The sequence below is a fragment of the Pseudomonas sp. genome (assembly GCF_049653025.1).
GTDB lineage: Bacteria > Pseudomonadota > Gammaproteobacteria > Pseudomonadales > Pseudomonadaceae > Aquipseudomonas.
In genome coordinates, this window is the sequence record NZ_JBASFM010000019.1 from 87,449 (window position 1) to 101,088 (window position 13,640).

Sequence of the window (13,640 nt, forward strand, 5' to 3'; positions counted from 1 at the left end):
CGGGTTCAGCGGGCGATAGGCAGTGCGGCACCCATCAGCGCAAACATGCCACCGCAGCAACGGTTGAAGCCTTTGCCGGTGCGTTGCAGCCACGGTCGAATGCGGTGGGCCATGCGCGCCAGCAGGTATTCGACACCGCCTTCGACCACGGCAAAGGTCAGTGCCATCACCGCGAACTGCAGCCAGAGGTCGCCGCGCGGGTCGAGAAACTGTGGCAGAAACGCGCCGAAGAACAGAATCACCTTGGGGTTGGACAGGGCCGACAGCAGGCCTTGGCGAAACAGCTTCGCGCCGCTGCTGTCTGCCGCTTTGTCGGCCATGCTCAGGTGCAGCGCCGGCGCACGCCAGAGTTGAATGCCGAGCCAGATCAGGTACGCGCCGCCGAGCCACTTGAGGATGGTCAGGGCCTGCGCCGAGGCTTGCAGCAAGGTGCCGATGCCGAGCATCGACAGCGCCATCAGCAGGGTAAAGCCGAGTACGCCGCCGCTGACCGTCCACAGGGTGCGTCTATGACCATAGAGCGCGCCGTGGCTTAGGGCTAGCAAACTATTGGGGCCGGGCGTCAGGGCCAGACCGGTGACGGCAAACAGGTACAGCAGCCAGGTGTGCAGGGCCATGCTCAAGTCGTCGCTAGGAGAGGTTCCGCAAATTGGGGCCGCTTACTCCGGCCCCGGTTGGCGACAGCTTAAGGCGCTCAGTGCCAGTTTGCCATCGCCGATCCTGACGCGACCCGTGGAGTCGCGAGAGGGCCAGCCGAAAGTTGGGTTAGCGGGGAATGTCATGCGCGGTTAACAAAAGCTGTTTAGCGTTTACACACCCCTGACTCTTGGGGCGTGGTCATTCCAAAAACAATATCCACAAGGACAATCCTCATGCGTGCACTCGCACTCTTCACCCTGCTTGCCGTCAGTGCCAATGTCGGCGCGCAGTGTCCCGACTTCACCAGCCCCGCCAATCCGCCCAGTTTTAGCAAGCCGACGAAGAAGAGCTTTCGTAGCTTTGGTAACACGGTGCTGGCTGGCCTGTACAAACCCTGGCATATGGCGCACGACCAGATGGTGCGTAGCGGCCAGGCGGCGACCATCACCGCCAAGTTTGACTACGACGCGGTGCTGCACAAGGATCTCGAGGGCGAGTATGTGCATGCCTACCTGTATGGCACCGGCATGAGCGGCTGGAGTTACCTGGGCCGCTACACCACCGACAGCGATGGCAAGATCCAGGTCAACGCCGGCCCCCGTGCGGTGGGCGAGTACCGCGTACGCCTGGTGGTTGAGGGCGACCTCAGCCAGGTGGATGGCTACCTCAGTGTGGTCGACCCGAACCGTCCGGCGGTGCTCTTCGATATCGACGGCACCCTGACCATCAACGACTTCGAGGCCTACGCCGACTACCTCGGGGTCAAGACCGCGCAGGCCTATTACTACGCTGCCGAGACGGTGCGCGCCTACCGCGACAAGGGTTACCAGCTGGTGTTTCTCACCGCGCGGCCGTACTGGGTAACCAAGGATGCCCGTGAGTGGTTCACTTATCAGCAGTTGCCGCAGTGGCATTACCGCGCCAACCCCTACGGCGCTGGCCCCATTCCGCCGGATACCCAGGCGCACAAGACCAACTACGTGAAGTACCTGCGTGAGCAGGTCGGGCTGAACATCGTGCGCGCCTACGGTAATGCCACGACCGATATCGCCGCCTATGCCGATGGCGGTATCCCCAAGGCGCAGACTTGGATCATCGGTGAGAATGCCGGTGCCAGTGGCACCCAGCCTATCTATGGCGACTACAGTTACCACTTCAGTAGCGTGGTGGCCGGCACCCCGAACGCCAGCTGCAACTGATCAGTGAGCGGTCCGCTCGCGCAAGGCGAGCGGGCCATTGGGGTCGGCGTTAGGGGCTGTCTGCAGCATTCGGCAGGGAGAAGATCAGCCGGGTCTGGTCGGTCTGGTCATCGGCCTGCAACTCCAGCCGGCCGCGCTGCGCCTCGCTGAGCAGCTTCGCCGAGTAGGTGCCGAGGCCGGTGCCCCCCTGTTTGCCGTAGGTGGCGAACTTGTCGAAGAAACGCTCGCGGATCTCGGCCGGCACGGCCGGGTGGTTCTCCATGCACACCTGCACCCATCCCTGCTCCTGGTTCAGTCGGACGCTCACCTGGCTCTGTGGTGGGGCGGCCTCGCAGGCGTTCTTCAGTAGATTCTGCAGCAGCGAGTAGCACAGCATCGCATCGCCCAGCCCCTGTGGGGGATTGCCCGGCGGCAGTTGCAGGTCCAGTTGCAGCTCCTTTTCGGCGAAGGCCGCTCCGGTGATTTGCAGCAGGCGGCGGAGCATCTGAGCCAGCTCGACCGGTTTGGCGTCCAGCTGGAAGCGGCCGGTTTCGATCTTGTACAGCTCGTTGGACAGGTTGACCATCTGCAGCAGCTGCAGGCTGCTTTCTTCCACCAGGCGCATCATTTCGGCCTGCTGCGGCTTCAGCGTGCATTCGCTGGCCAGGTTCTGCACCAGGCCGATGATCCCCGCCAGCGGGCCCTTGAGGTCGTGACGGGTGATGCGTTCGACATCCTCGCGCAGGCGGCTGAGTTCCAGCATGTTGTCGTAGTCGGTCTGCAGGTTCTTGTGCAATTCCACATAGCGCAGCAGGTTGCGTACCCGCAGTTGCAGCAGCACGGGGTCGATCGGCTTGCTGACGAAGTCTACGGCCCCCAGCTCCAGGCCCTTCAGGCGGGACGCGGAATCGGTCATGGCGGTGATGAACAGCAGTGGCAGATTGCAGGCCGTGGGGTGCTCGCGCAGCTGCTGGGCCACCTGGAAACCGTCCATGCCGGGCATCATGATGTCGAGCAGCAGCAGGTCCGGCGGGTCGTCCGAGGTGCAGATGTCCAGCGCCTTCTGGCCGTTGTGGGCGATCCGCACGCGGAACTCGTCCTGGAACAGGCCGGAGATCAGCAGCAGGTTGTCCGGCATGTCGTCCACCACCAGCAGGGTGGGGCGCTGCTTCGCGCGCGGTTGTGCCACCGGCTCTGGCGGGGCCGCGGATCCCTCGGGGCTGGCTGCTGTGGTGCGGGTCGCAGCGGGCTCGCGCGGTAGCCGCTGCATGGCGCGCTCGACCCGCAGGCCCATCTCCTGGTTGGTATAGGGCTTGAGCAGGATGTCGCTGACGCCGGCTTCTGCCGCTTGAATGATCTGGGCGCGGTCGGATTCGGCGGTGATCATGATAAACGGCAGGTGCGCCAGGCGCGGGTGGGCGCGCACCGTCTGCAGCAGCTCCAGGCCGTCCATCACCGGCATGTTCCAGTCCGAGAGGATCACGTGCACCGGCTGGCGGGTGAGGATGCGCAAGGCCTCGGCACCATTGTTGGCCAGGAGTATCTGGTTGGCACCGAGGGTGCGCAGCTGGGCGGCGTTGATCTTGCGCATGGATTCGACATCGTCGACCACTAGGAAAATGGTATTTGCGGCGAACATGTCGGCATCCTCGGTGGGGGTGTTGGCGCAGCAGTCAGGGTGGTCCAGCCATCTCCCACTGGCGTGTGTTCTGCCTGATGCAGGTTCAGCTCAGTCTGGATCAGAATTTGCGCGGCGTCCTGCACGATGGGGAGCGATCAGCTGCTGGCATTCTGTGGGGGCATGCTTGGCCGGAAGCCGCAGGGGAATGCCTGACAGCACCCTGAAAACGCCTTTTGTGCGGGCCTGCCTGAGGGGCTGGAATTGCTCTGCAAATTTGCTGAAATACCGTTACTTTCCCGATAATGCCCGCAGTGTGCTGTGTCTTCGCCGCGTGATCGGGCATCTTTACAACAAGCAGCATAGCGGCCGTCAGTCTGTTGCCGCTTTAGCATGGCAGCGTCATGGGCCCGGGCTATGGCACACTCTGCATTTTGCAGTGCTGTGTGTCCTGCTGGTCTCGAACCGCACCTGCTCCGTATTCGCACCACTGGCTAGTCGCCGGAGTGCAACCGTCATCCAGTCGCCACGGGCGTCGAAGAACAAGAGGAATGAGCGTGTATAACGTCGTGATCAGTGGTACCGGCCTCTATACCCCGGCAAACAGTATTTCCAACGATGAGTTGGTCGAGTCGTTCAACGCCTATGTGCAGCAATTCAATGCCGACAACGCCGCCGCCATCGCCCGCGGCGAAGTCGAAGCGCTGAGCGAGTCGAGCAGCGGCTTTATCGAAAAGGCCTCGGGCATCAAGAGCCGCTTTGTCATGGATAAGGCCGGCATTCTTGACCCCAAGCGCATGGCCCCGCGCCTCCCTGAGCGCAGCAATGACGAGTGGGGCATCCTCTGTGAGATGGCCGTCGGCGCAGCCAAGCAAGCGCTGGAGCGTGCCGGCAAGACCGCCGCCGATATCGACGGGGTGATCGTCGCTTGCTCGAATTTGCAACGCGCCTACCCGGCGGTAGCCGTTGAAGTTCAAGCGGCACTGGGCATTCAGGGCTTCGGCTATGACATGAACGTGGCCTGCTCCTCGGCCACCTTCGGCATCCAGGCCGCCGCCAACAGCGTGCAGCTGGGTCAGGCCCGCGCGATTCTGATGGTCAACCCGGAAATCTGCACTGGCCACCTGAACTTCCGCGACCGCGACAGCCACTTTATCTTTGGTGACGGTGCCACCGCGGTGATCATCGAGCGCGCCGACCTGGCTACCTCGAACTACCAGTTCGATATCGTCGGCACCAAGCTGATCACCCAGTTCAGCAACAACATCCGCAACAACTTCGGCTTCCTCAACCGCTGCGCGGAAGAGGGCATCGGCGCGCGCGACAAGCTGTTCGTCCAGGAAGGCCGCAAGGTGTTCAAGGACGTCTGCCCGATGGTCGCCGAGCTGATTGCCGCGCACCTGGCGGAAAACCAGCTGAACGTCGGCGATGTGAAGCGCTTCTGGCTGCACCAGGCCAACCTCAACATGAACCTGCTGATCGCGCGCAAGCTGCTCGGCCGCGACGCCGAGCCAGGCGAAGCGCCGGTGATTCTCGACACCTACGCCAACACCAGCTCGGCCGGCTCGGTGATTGCCCTGCACAAACATCAGGACGACCTGCCAAGCGGTGCCCTGGGCGTGCTCAGCTCGTTCGGCGCGGGCTATTCGATTGGTAGCGTGATCCTGCGCAAGCATTAAAAATCACCTTAATGTCTACTGCGCTTGGGGATGCTGCGTTGAAAACAGGCTCGGACTGCTCATTTACAACTCGTAAACTCCGCGTCCTCGCCTGTTTGAACAGCCTTCGGCTGTTACTGCGTTTCGCGGCCTGCCCTGCGCTCGCTACGCCCTTAAGGCGATTTTGACTATGCCGGTAGATGAAGCTGACCTACTTCCCCGCCTGCGGGCTGGTGAGCAGAAGGCCTTTCGCGAGCTGGTCGCCACCTATCAGGGGGCGATGCGTGCGGTGGCGTTTGCCATAGTCGGTAGTCGTAATGCCGATGAAGTGGTGCAGGACGCCTGGTTGGCCGTGGTGCGCAATCTGGACGGCTTTCAGGGCCGTTCCAGCCTGAAAACCTGGTTACTGACCATCACCGCCAACACCGCGAAAACCCGGCTCAAGCACAACCGCCGCGAAGTGCTGCTGGATGACATTCCGTCGCCCCACGGCACGATCGGTGATGAGCGCTTCAGTGGCGATGGCCACTGGCTGCTGGCCCCGCATGCCTGGCACCACGACTCGCCGGAGGCACTGCTGACCGAGGACGAGTTGCGCGAATGCTTGGAGAAAACCCTGGCCAGCCTGTCCGAACTGCAGGGCAGCGTATTGCACCTGCGTGAGCGTGAAGGACTGGAGTTGGAGGAGATCTGTAATCTTTTACAGGTCTCGCTCTCCAATGTGCGGGTGCTGCTGCACCGCGCGCGGCTCAAGGTATTCGCCACCCTGGAGCATTTTGAGGAGACCGGCCAATGTTGAGCTGTAAGGAATTGGTGGCCCGCTCCAGTGAGTTCCTCGATGGTCAGCTCGGCCTGCGCAAGCGCATGTCGGTGCGCCTGCACCTGGCCATGTGTCAGCATTGCCGGCGGTTTATCCGGCAGATGCGCCTGAGCCAGGCGGTATTGCGGCAACTGCCGCCAGGGCAGAGCGCCGAGCTGGATGCGTTGGCCGCCAAGCTGGCCGAGTTGCGCCGCAATAACTCCTGATAGCCAGGTCGTCGGCCTGGCTCACTTGTCGCTTTACTCGGCTTCTTGCGCGGCTTTTAGCGCCTCATAGGCCGGTGCGGCGTAGATGCCGACTTCCACTGCCAGCTCCATCACCCGCACCAGGTCAGTGCTGTAAACCAGTACGACCTGTAGTTCGTCGTCCAGCGGCTCGCTGAAATCCAGCAACACATAGCCCTGGGTTTCCGGCGACAGGCTTGCGAGCTGTACCTGGATGCGGTTTAGCGCTTTCAGTGGCTCGACTTTCACCAGTTGCTTGGGCTTGAGTACAAAGCTCACTTCCGGGCCGAACGAATCGGTGATTTGCTGGAACAGCGCGTCGTAGCTGTCGGCCTGGAACAGCACGGTTTCCGGCAGGCTGCCGACCACCACCCATTCGCCCAGCGGAATCGGGAAGCTGTCGTCGTAGTTGATGTCCGGGTTGGCGGCGAGAAAGGCCTGCGGGTCGGCATAGGCTTGCGCCGCTTCATCGGCGATGCGCGCGACGTCTTCCGCCAGCATGCAGCCCGAGCTTATTTTGCTGATCAGTTCTTCGAGCTGGGCTTTCATGGGGCGGTCATCCTGCGGCATAAGAAATGGGTCGCAAGGATAGCCTAATCCCGTCTGGAGGCGCTGCGTTTAGGCACGATGGCCTGTTAAGCTTGCGCACTTTTGCTGGGTTCTATCCTCCTCGGAGTTTCTGTGAGCGCGCGTATCCATCCCTTGGCCGGTCAGCCGGCTCCTGTTTCGTTGTTGACCGATATAACCGCGTTGCTGGCGGCCTATTACGAGCTGCAGCCTGACCTCAGCGTGGCCAGTCAGCGCGTGGCTTTTGGCACCTCCGGGCACCGCGGTAGCTCCCTGGCCCACAGCTTCAACCAGGCGCATGTGCTGGCGATCAGCCAGGCCATCTGCGATTACCGCAGCAGCCAGGGCATCAGCGGCCCGCTGTTTATCGGTGCGGATACCCATGCGTTGTCGCAGCCGGCGCTGGACAGCGCCCTGGAAGTGCTGGCGGCTAATGGCGTGCAGACCATGATCTCCGCCGGCGGTGAGTTCACCCCGACCCCGGCGATCAGCCAGGCCATCCTGGTGCACAACCAGGGCCGCAGCAGCGGCCTGGCCGATGGCATCGTCATCACCCCGTCGCACAACCCGCCGGACAGCGGCGGCTTCAAGTACAACCCAAGCAATGGCGGCCCGGCCGACAGCGATATCACCACCTGGGTGCAGAACCGCGCCAATGCGCTGCTCGAAGGCGGTTTGCGTGAGGTCAAGCGCATGCCCCTGGCGCAGGCGCGGCAGGCGGCCAATGTGCAGCCATACGATTACCTCGGCAGTTATGTGAGTGACCTGGGCAATGTCATCGATTTCGCCCCGATCCGTGCGGCCGGCCTGCGCCTGGGCGTCGATCCGCTGGGCGGCGCCGGGGTGCACTACTGGGCGCGCATCGCCGAGCAGTACGGGCTCAACCTGGATGTGGTGAGCCAGACCATCGACCCGCAGTTCGCCTTTATGAGCCTGGACTGGGACGGGCAGATCCGTATGGACCCATCCTCCAGCCATGCCATGCAGCGCCTGATCGGCCTGAAAAACGGCTACGACATCGCCTTCGCCTGCGACACCGACTATGACCGTCATGGCATCGTTGCGCCGAGCGTCGGCCTGCTGCCGGCCAACCACTTCCTCAGTGTGGCCATCGATTACCTGTTCCAGCATCGTTCGCAGTGGAGCCCGACGGCGGCGGTGGGCAAGACGCTGGTCAGCAGCGCCATGATCGACCGCATCGCTGCGCGCCTGGGCCGCCCGTTGCAGGAAGTGCCGGTGGGCTTCAAATGGTTTGCCGGTGGTCTGTTCGACGGCAGCCTGGGTTTTGGCGGCGAAGAAAGTGCCGGGGCGACCTTCCTGCGTCGTGACGGCCGGGTCTGGACCACCGACAAGGACGGCATCGCCCTGGCGCTGCTGGCCGCGGAAATGACGGCCGTCAGCGGGCGTGACCCAGGTGAGCTGTACCAGGGCCTGAGCGACGAGTTTGGCGCGATCTACGCCGACCGCGTCGATGCACCGGCGACCCCGGCGCAGAAGAAAGTCCTGGGCAAACTCTCGCCCGCGCAGATCAGCAGTCGCGAGCTGGCCGGTGACGCCATCACCCAGGTGCTCGACAAGGCCCCTGGCAATGGCGCGGCGATTGGCGGCATCAAGGTAATCAGTGAGGGCGGCTGGTTTGCCGCACGGCCGTCGGGCACCGAGGACATCTACAAGATCTACGCCGAGAGCTTCCGCGATAAGGCCCATCTGCAGCGTATCTTCAGCGAGGCGCAGCAGATCGTTGATGCGGCCTTGATCACTCCGTAACCCGCTAGGTGGGTCTACCTATGTACCGCCTCGATCTGAAAATCCGCCTGCATAACGGCAGTGACATTGCGCTCGGCCCTGGCAAGGCCGATCTGCTCGACGCGATTGCCCAGCATGGTTCGATCAGTGCTGCGGCCCGGGCCCTGGGCATGTCGTACCGGCGCGCCTGGCTGCTGGTGGAAACCATGAACCGCAGTTTCCGCCAGCCGCTGGTCAGCGCCCTGGCCGGCGGCAAGCACGGCGGCGGTACGCAGCTGACTGCTACGGGCGAGCTGATTCTGCAGCGCTATCGTACGTTGTGCGCTCAGGCGCTGGCGGCGGTGCAGGTTGGTTGTGATGAGTTGGCCGAGTTATTGGCCGAGACTTCTCCCAGCGTTTCTTGATACCGAGTTACTTAGAGCCTTTTTACGATCTCGCGAGCTAGAGCCATGCAAGGCAAAAACAGGCGAGGAAGCGGAGTTTACGAGCTGTAAATGAGCAGTCCGAGCCTGTTTTTAACGCAGCAGGGCCGACGCGCAGCAGATCGTAAACGGCTCTCAGCGCAGCTGCGCTTCCGCCAGGGTACGGCTGCGCGGAATGCGTGTGGCGTCCCAGTGCTGGCTGGCCCAGCGCAGCAGTTCAGCGGGCTGGCCGTAGCTGGCACCTTCCGGTAGCTCCTGACCCAGCGCGCGCAGGGCGCGGATCAGCAGCGGAGTGGCCTGGTCGGCCGGCAGCGGTGGCGAGCGGTAGGATTTGCCCAGCTTATGGCCATCCGGCTGGATGATCAGCGGCACATGCAGGTAGCGCGGTTGCGCGAAGCCGAGCAGCTCCTGCAGGTATAGCTGGCGCGGGGTGGAGTCGAGCAGGTCGGCACCGCGCACCACATCGGTCACGCCCTGCCAGGCATCGTCGAGCACCACCGCCAACTGATAGGCATACAGGCCATCGCGGCGCTGGATGACGAAATCGCCGACCTCGCGACCCAGGTGCTGGCGGTAGTCACCCTGCACCCGGTCGATAAACGCGTAGCTCAACTCCGGCACGCGCAGGCGAATCGCCGCATCGGCAAAGCTGTGGCCGGCGTTGCGGCAGGTGCCGGGGTAGATGCCCTGAGTGCCTTCCAGTTGCTTGCGCGAGCAGATGCAGGCGTAGGCCAGGCCCTGGCTGAGCAGGCGCTCGACCAGCGCGGCGTATTCGTCATGCCGACTGCTCTGGCGTACCAGCTCGCCATCCCACTCGAAACCGTAGCTTTCCAGGGTGCTGAGAATACCGTCTTGAGCGCCGGCGACTTCCCGCGGCGGGTCGAGGTCTTCCATACGCAGCAGCCAGCGGCCATTTACCGCGCGCGCGTCGAGGTAGGACGCAAGCGCAGCAACCAATGAGCCGAAGTGCAGATAACCGCTAGGGGTGGGAGCGAAGCGGCCGATATAGGCGGGTGTGTTCATGTGTGGCGCACACAGGGAGACAGAAACAACAGAGGGTGCCGAAGCACCCTCTGGGTCAGATCAGGAACCGATCTGTTTTTCCTTGATTTCCGCCAGCGTCTTGCAATCGATGCACAACGTGGCGGTGGGGCGGGCTTCCAGTCGGCGGATGCCGATTTCTACGCCGCAGGAATCGCACCAGCCGTAGTCGTTGTCTTCGATTAGTTGCAGAGTTTCGTCGATCTTCTTGATCAGCTTGCGCTCGCGATCACGGGCACGCAGTTCCAGGCTGAATTCTTCTTCCTGGCTGGCGCGATCCGCTGGATCGGGGAAGTTGGCTGCTTCGTCCTGCATATGGTGCACAGTACGATCAACTTCCTGCATCAATTCCAGCTTCCACTTGTTGAGGATGCCGGTGAAGTGGGCGCGCATCGGCTCACCCATGTATTCCTCGCCCTTAGTTTCTTTATAGGGCTCGAAACCACGAGTCAGTTGGCTGCTTTTTGCTTTTGCTTTGGTGGGCATGGATGACCGCCTCTCACTCTTTCTAATCCACTGCGCAGGACGGTGTCCCTTGCCGATCCTACGTCGAGTAGAACTGGCCCTGCGGCTGCAAGCGGGCGAACTTACCAGAACAACTCAGCCCGCGCCACTCCCGGTTGTCGAAGCCGCGCCGGGTATGCTTTAGAATCCGCGGCTTAATCCAGATTAAGGCAGCTCCATGGCTCAGTCCTACAGTGCGCGCAGCCGCGCCATAGAACCTTTTCACGTGATGGCGCTGCTGGCTCGGGCCAATCAGCTGCAGGCGGCTGGGCACGATGTGATTCACCTGGAAATCGGTGAGCCGGACTTCACCACCGCCGCGCCCATCGTCGCGGCCGGGCAAGCGGCCTTGGCCGATGGCCACACCCGTTACACCGCGGCGCGCGGTTTGCCGGCGCTGCGCGAGGCGATTGCCGGTTTCTACGCGCAACGCTATCAATTAAGCATAGACCCCGAACGCATCCTGATTACCCCGGGTGGCTCCGGGGCCTTGCTGCTGGCCACCAGCCTGCTGGTCGACCCTGGCAAGCACTGGCTGCTAGCCGACCCGGGCTACCCCTGCAACCGCCACTTTCTGCGCCTGGTCGAAGGCGCGGCGCAGCTGGTGCCGGTGGGACCTGAGGTGCGTTATCAGCTGACGCCTGATTTGGTGGCGCGGCATTGGGACCAGGACAGCGTCGGCGCGCTGGTGGCGTCGCCGGCCAACCCGACCGGCACCTTGCTCTCGCGTGACGAGCTGGCGGGCCTGTCTACGGCGCTCAAGGCTCGTGGTGGGCACCTGGTAGTCGATGAGATCTATCACGGCCTAACCTACGGCGTTGAGGCCGCCAGCGTGCTGGAAGTGGACGATGAGGCCTTCGTGCTCAACAGCTTCTCCAAATACTTCGGTATGACCGGCTGGCGCCTGGGCTGGCTGGTGGCACCGCCAGCCGCCGTGGCGGAACTGGAGAAACTGGCGCAGAACCTCTACATCAGCGCGCCGAGCATGGCTCAGCATGCTGCGCTGGCGTGTTTTCAGCCGCAGACCCTGGAAATCCTTGAGCAGCGCCGTCACGAGTTTCAGCGCCGCCGCGACTTCCTGCTGCCGGCGCTGCGTGAACTGGGCTTCAAGATCGCCGTGGAGCCGGAGGGTGCTTTCTATTTATATGCCGATATCAGCGCCTTTGGCGGCGATGCCTTTGCCTTCTGCCAGCACTTTCTGGAAACCGAGCACGTAGCCTTTACCCCTGGCTTGGATTTTGGTCGCCATCTGGCCGCGCAGCACGTGCGTTTTGCCTACACCCAGGACCTGCCGCGCCTGCAACAGGCGGTGGATCGGATCAAACGTGGGCTGAACAGCTGGAAGCCCCATGCAGTTTGAGCCGCCGCTGGAAGAAGGCCGCCTGCTGCGCCGTTACAAGCGCTTTCTCGCCGATATCGAAACCGCCAGCGGCGAGCTGCTGACTATCCACTGCGCCAATACTGGCTCGATGCTTAATTGCATGAGCGAGGGCGCACGGGTCTGGTTTAGCCGCAGCAATGACCCCAAACGCAAGCTGCCCGGCACCTGGGAGATCGGCGAGACGCCCCACGGCCGCCTGGCGGTGATCAACACCGGGCGCGCCAATGCTCTGGTGGAGGAGGCGTTGCGCGCTGGACTGATCACCGAGCTGAACGGCTTTGCCGGCCTCAAGCGCGAAGTGCCTTACGGTCAGGAGCGCAGCCGTATCGATTTTCGCCTGGACTACCCGGCAGGTCCGGCGTTTGTCGAAGTTAAGAGCGTCACCCTGGGCTTTGCCGACAGTCGCGTTGCCGCCTTTCCCGATGCGCGCACCGAGCGCGGCAGCAAGCACCTGCGCGAACTGGCTGCGTTGGCCCGTGAAGGGATTCGCGCGGTGCAGCTGTATTGCGTCAACCTGACCGACATCGATGCGGTACGTCCGGCCGAGGAAATCGACCCGGCCTATGCCGCCGCACTGCGTGAGGCGGTTAGCGCCGGTGTTGAAGTGCTGGCTTACGGCGCAGCCATCAGCGCGCAGGCTGTGCGCCTGGTCAAACGTCTGGATGTGCTGCTTTAAGCATTGTCTGCGGTTGCATGGCGCTGCGCAGATGCAGCTCGAACAGTTCGACAATCGCCGCCCAGCCTTGCCGTGAGGCATGTTGCCGGGCATTTAGGCGGACTCGGCGCAGGCTCTCTTTATCCGCCAGCAACCAACTGGCGGCGTCGATAAAGCCCTGCTGATCTTCGGCTACCGCCAGCGCGCCGTTATGCCCGTGGCGGATATGCTGCCCGGCGGCCGCCTGATCGAAGGCCACCACGCCGAGGCCGGAGGCCAGGGCTTCGAGCACCACGTTGCCGAAGGTTTCCGACAGGCTGGGAAACAGGAACAGGTCGCCCGAGGCGTAGTGCGCGGCCAATTCTTCGCCGCGTTGCAAGCCGCAGAAGATCGCGTCGGGCAATTGCTGCTGCAGGCTGGCGCGCTGCGGCCCATCGCCGACCAGGATCAGTTTCAGGCGCTGTTGCGGGTGCGTCTGTTGCAGGGCGTGAACGCTTTTCACCAGCAGGGCCAGGTTCTTCTCTGCGGCCAGACGGCCGACGTGCAGCACTGCCAGGTCGCCCTCGGCCAGCCCCCAGCGCTCACGCAATGCGGCGCAGCGCTTGGCCGGGTGAAACAACTGGCTGTCGACGCCGCGTGCCAGCAACTCCAGGCGCTCGAAGCCACGGCGTTGCAGTTCGATCTGCTGACTGACGCTGGGCACCAGGGTCAACTGTGAGCGGTTATGGAACCAGCGCAGGTAGTTGGTCAGCGCGCGGGTCAGCAGGCCGAAGCCGTAATGCCCGGTGTACTGCTGGAAGTTGGTGTGAAAGCCGCTGACCACCGGAATCTGCAAGCGCCGCGCGGCGCGCAATGCCGAGAGCCCCAGCGGCCCCTCGGTGGCGATATACAGCACATCCGGACGCTGGCGTTGCCAGCTGCGCAGCAGCTTGTGCAGGGACGACTGGCCCCACTGCAAGCCAGGATAGCCCGGCAGCGGCCAGCCACGGGTCAACAGCAGGTGTTCATCGCTCTTACGGCCCTGGTCACTGCTCTGCCGGGGGCGTACCAGCTGCAGGCGATGACCGCGCGCGCGCAGGCCTTCGCTGAGGCGGCCAAGGGTGTTGGCTACGCCATTGATTTCGGGCGGGAAGGTTTCGGTGATCAGCGTAATCGCGAGGGAAGGTAGGCTCATGACGGCAGTGTCG

14 protein-coding genes are annotated in these 13,640 nt (G+C 63.2%); 8 read left to right on the plus strand and 6 right to left on the minus strand.

The window, feature by feature from the left end; all coding sequences use genetic code 11:
• Nucleotides 1–5 precede the first annotated feature (5 nt).
• Complete coding sequence (locus WBK23_RS16325) at nt 6–617, minus strand: LysE family translocator (RefSeq protein ID WP_424484978.1); 612 nt, start codon at nt 615–617, stop codon at nt 6–8.
• A 255-nt stretch (nt 618–872) separates the two neighbouring features.
• Between WBK23_RS16325 and WBK23_RS16330 the strand changes: the two genes are divergently transcribed.
• A complete protein-coding gene (locus WBK23_RS16330) occupies nt 873–1,838 on the plus strand; it encodes a lipin/Ned1/Smp2 family protein (RefSeq protein WP_424484979.1) in 966 nt (321 codons plus the stop codon).
• A gap of 49 nt (nt 1,839–1,887) precedes the next feature.
• On the opposite strand, the gene WBK23_RS16335 is transcribed toward WBK23_RS16330, so the two are convergent.
• A complete protein-coding gene (locus WBK23_RS16335) occupies nt 1,888–3,456 on the minus strand; it encodes a response regulator (protein ID WP_424484980.1) in 1,569 nt (522 codons plus the stop codon).
• Between the two features lie 536 nt (nt 3,457–3,992).
• On the opposite strand from WBK23_RS16335, the gene WBK23_RS16340 reads away from it, so the two are divergent.
• From WBK23_RS16340 to WBK23_RS16350, 3 genes are all read left to right on the plus strand, one after another.
• A complete protein-coding gene (locus WBK23_RS16340) occupies nt 3,993–5,114 on the plus strand; it encodes a beta-ketoacyl-ACP synthase III (protein ID WP_424485037.1) in 1,122 nt (373 codons plus the stop codon).
• Between the two features lie 169 nt (nt 5,115–5,283).
• The gene (locus tag WBK23_RS16345) at nt 5,284–5,892 is read left to right on the plus strand and encodes an RNA polymerase sigma factor (protein WP_424484981.1); all 609 of its coding nucleotides are present in this window, start codon (nt 5,284–5,286) and stop codon (nt 5,890–5,892) included.
• Nucleotides 5,886–6,119 carry an anti-sigma factor family protein gene (locus WBK23_RS16350; protein WP_424484982.1) on the plus strand — a complete coding sequence of 78 codons (234 nt, stop codon included), beginning with the start codon at nt 5,886–5,888 and terminating at the stop codon, nt 6,117–6,119. Before WBK23_RS16345 ends, WBK23_RS16350 begins: the two co-directional genes overlap by 7 nt.
• 33 nt (nt 6,120–6,152) lie before the next feature.
• Here the strand turns inward: WBK23_RS16350 and WBK23_RS16355 are convergent, their stop codons facing one another.
• Nucleotides 6,153–6,686: a hypothetical protein gene (locus WBK23_RS16355; RefSeq protein WP_424484983.1), complete on the minus strand. Its 534-nt coding sequence runs from the start codon at nt 6,684–6,686 to the stop codon at nt 6,153–6,155.
• Nucleotides 6,687–6,818: 132 nt separating this feature from the next.
• On the opposite strand from WBK23_RS16355, the gene pgm reads away from it, so the two are divergent.
• Both pgm and WBK23_RS16365 read left to right on the plus strand, forming a co-directional pair.
• Nucleotides 6,819–8,471 (plus strand): phosphoglucomutase (alpha-D-glucose-1,6-bisphosphate-dependent), encoded by a 1,653-nt coding sequence (gene pgm, locus WBK23_RS16360; RefSeq protein ID WP_424484984.1) that lies wholly within the window; start codon nt 6,819–6,821, stop codon nt 8,469–8,471.
• A 20-nt stretch (nt 8,472–8,491) separates the two neighbouring features.
• On the plus strand, nt 8,492–8,854 hold the full coding sequence (locus WBK23_RS16365) for a winged helix-turn-helix domain-containing protein (protein WP_424484985.1): 363 nt from the start codon (nt 8,492–8,494) through the stop codon (nt 8,852–8,854).
• Between the two features lie 153 nt (nt 8,855–9,007).
• Here the strand turns inward: WBK23_RS16365 and gluQRS are convergent, their stop codons facing one another.
• Nucleotides 9,008–9,895, minus strand: coding sequence for a tRNA glutamyl-Q(34) synthetase GluQRS (gluQRS, locus tag WBK23_RS16370; protein WP_424484986.1), 888 nt, complete (start codon nt 9,893–9,895; stop codon nt 9,008–9,010).
• Between the two features lie 60 nt (nt 9,896–9,955).
• Entirely contained in the window at nt 9,956–10,399 is a 444-nt protein-coding gene (gene dksA / locus WBK23_RS16375) for an RNA polymerase-binding protein DksA (protein ID WP_090251641.1), read from the minus strand.
• Between the two features lie 196 nt (nt 10,400–10,595).
• Here dksA and WBK23_RS16380 point away from each other — a divergent pair, with 196 nt between their 5' ends.
• Together WBK23_RS16380 and sfsA are read left to right on the plus strand one after the other, a co-directional pair.
• Nucleotides 10,596–11,777, plus strand: a complete 1,182-nt coding sequence (locus tag WBK23_RS16380) for a pyridoxal phosphate-dependent aminotransferase (RefSeq protein WP_424484987.1) — start codon at nt 10,596–10,598, stop codon at nt 11,775–11,777.
• Complete coding sequence (gene sfsA / locus WBK23_RS16385) at nt 11,767–12,474, plus strand: DNA/RNA nuclease SfsA (protein WP_424484988.1); 708 nt, start codon at nt 11,767–11,769, stop codon at nt 12,472–12,474. The genes WBK23_RS16380 and sfsA overlap by 11 nt, the downstream gene beginning before the upstream one ends.
• Here sfsA and WBK23_RS16390 read toward each other — a convergent pair.
• On the minus strand, nt 12,449–13,627 hold the full coding sequence (locus WBK23_RS16390; protein ID WP_424484989.1) for a glycosyltransferase family 4 protein: 1,179 nt from the start codon (nt 13,625–13,627) through the stop codon (nt 12,449–12,451). The two genes, sfsA and WBK23_RS16390, sit on opposite strands and share 26 nt — an antisense overlap.
• Between the last annotated feature and the right edge of the window lie 13 nt (nt 13,628–13,640).